This is a genomic window from Pseudomonas brassicae, assembly GCF_010671725.1.
GTDB lineage: Bacteria > Pseudomonadota > Gammaproteobacteria > Pseudomonadales > Pseudomonadaceae > Aquipseudomonas > Aquipseudomonas brassicae.
The window spans coordinates 1-1,417 of the sequence record NZ_JAAHBU010000517.1 but is presented as its reverse complement, the minus strand read 5'-3'; the positions used below and the strand labels follow the sequence as shown (position 1 = coordinate 1,417).

Annotated in this window: 1 pseudogene; it reads left to right on the top strand. The window is 67.6% G+C overall.

The window, feature by feature from the left end:
* Nucleotides 1–1,417: pseudogene (locus tag G3436_RS25500) on the top strand (putative bifunctional diguanylate cyclase/phosphodiesterase); the annotation flags it as partial.

Genomic DNA, 1,417 nt, shown 5'->3' with positions numbered 1-1,417 from the left:
CCTGACCGCCAGCCAGCCCCTGGCCGCTGCGACTTGCCATGGTGCTGCTGCTCGAGCAGGAGCCGCTGCAGGCGCGCCGGGGGTGAGCGACTGGCTGGTGCGCGAGCAACTGAGTGCCGACGTGCTGCGTCGTTGCCTGCGCCACGTGCGCGAGCGCGGCGTGCTCGAAGCCACCTTGCAGCGTCTGGCCGAGCAGGACCCGCTCACCGGCATCGCCAACCGCCAGGGCTTCCAGACCTTGCTGGCGGCGCGCCTGGCCGAGAACGAGGGCCGCGGCGTGGCGCTCGGGCACCTGGACCTGGACAATTTCCGCTATGCCAACGACGCCCTCGGCCACCAGGCCGGCGACCGCCTGATCCTGCAGGTGGTCGGTCGGCTCAAGAGCCAGCTGGAAGCGGGTGATCAGGTCGCGCGCTTGGGCAGCGACGAATTCGCCCTGCTGATCGACACCCGGCGTGAGCCGCAACGGGCCGAGTGGATGGCCGAGCGCATTACCGAAGCGCTGGCCGAGCCTTACTGGGTCGATGGTGAAAGCCTGTTGCTGGGCTGCAGCCTGGGCGTGGCGCATGCGCGTGCGCAGGCGGGGGCCGACCCGCTGATGTGGCATGCGCACATTGCCATGCAACAGGCCAAGAGCACCCAGGGCTGCACCTTCCATGTCTTCAACGAACGCATCAACCGCAATGCGCGCAGCCTGGCCGACCTGGAAAGCGAGTTGCGCCGGGCGCTGCGCCGTGACGAGCTGGAGCTGCACTACCAGCCACGGCTGGACCTGGCCGACGGGCGCATTGTCGGCCTGGAGGCGCTGGTGCGCTGGCGCCATGGCGAGCGCGGGCTGTTGCCGCCCAGTGAATTCGTGCCGCTGGCCGAGCAGAGCGGCCTGATCGTGCCGCTGGGCTACTGGGTGATCTCGCGGGCCCTGCGCGACATGCAGGCGTTGCGCGAGCAGGGCCTGGCGCCGCTGCACATGGCGGTCAACCTGTCGTTCCGCCAGTTCCAGGACAGCCAGTTGCTGGCCACCCTGGGGCGTTTGATCGTGGAGCGCGGGGTGGATGCGCGCTGGCTGGAGTTCGAGCTGACCGAAACCGCAGTGATGCGGCGCAACGACCTGGTCAAGCAGACCATGGATGCACTGGGGCGGTTGGGCGTACGGTTTTCGCTGGACGACTTTGGCACCGGCTTTTCATCGTTCGTGCACTTGAACAGCTTGCCGATTGCCTTGCTCAAGGTCGACCGCAGCTTTGTCGGTGGCATGGAACAGCGTGAAGAGAACCGCAAGCTGGTGCATGCCATGATCAACCTGGCGCACAACCTGAATCTGGAAGTGGTGGCCGAAGGGGTCGAGACGCCGGAGCAACTGGCGCTGCTGCGCAGCTTTGGCTGCGACCAGGTGCAGGGCTACCTGATCAGCCGGCCG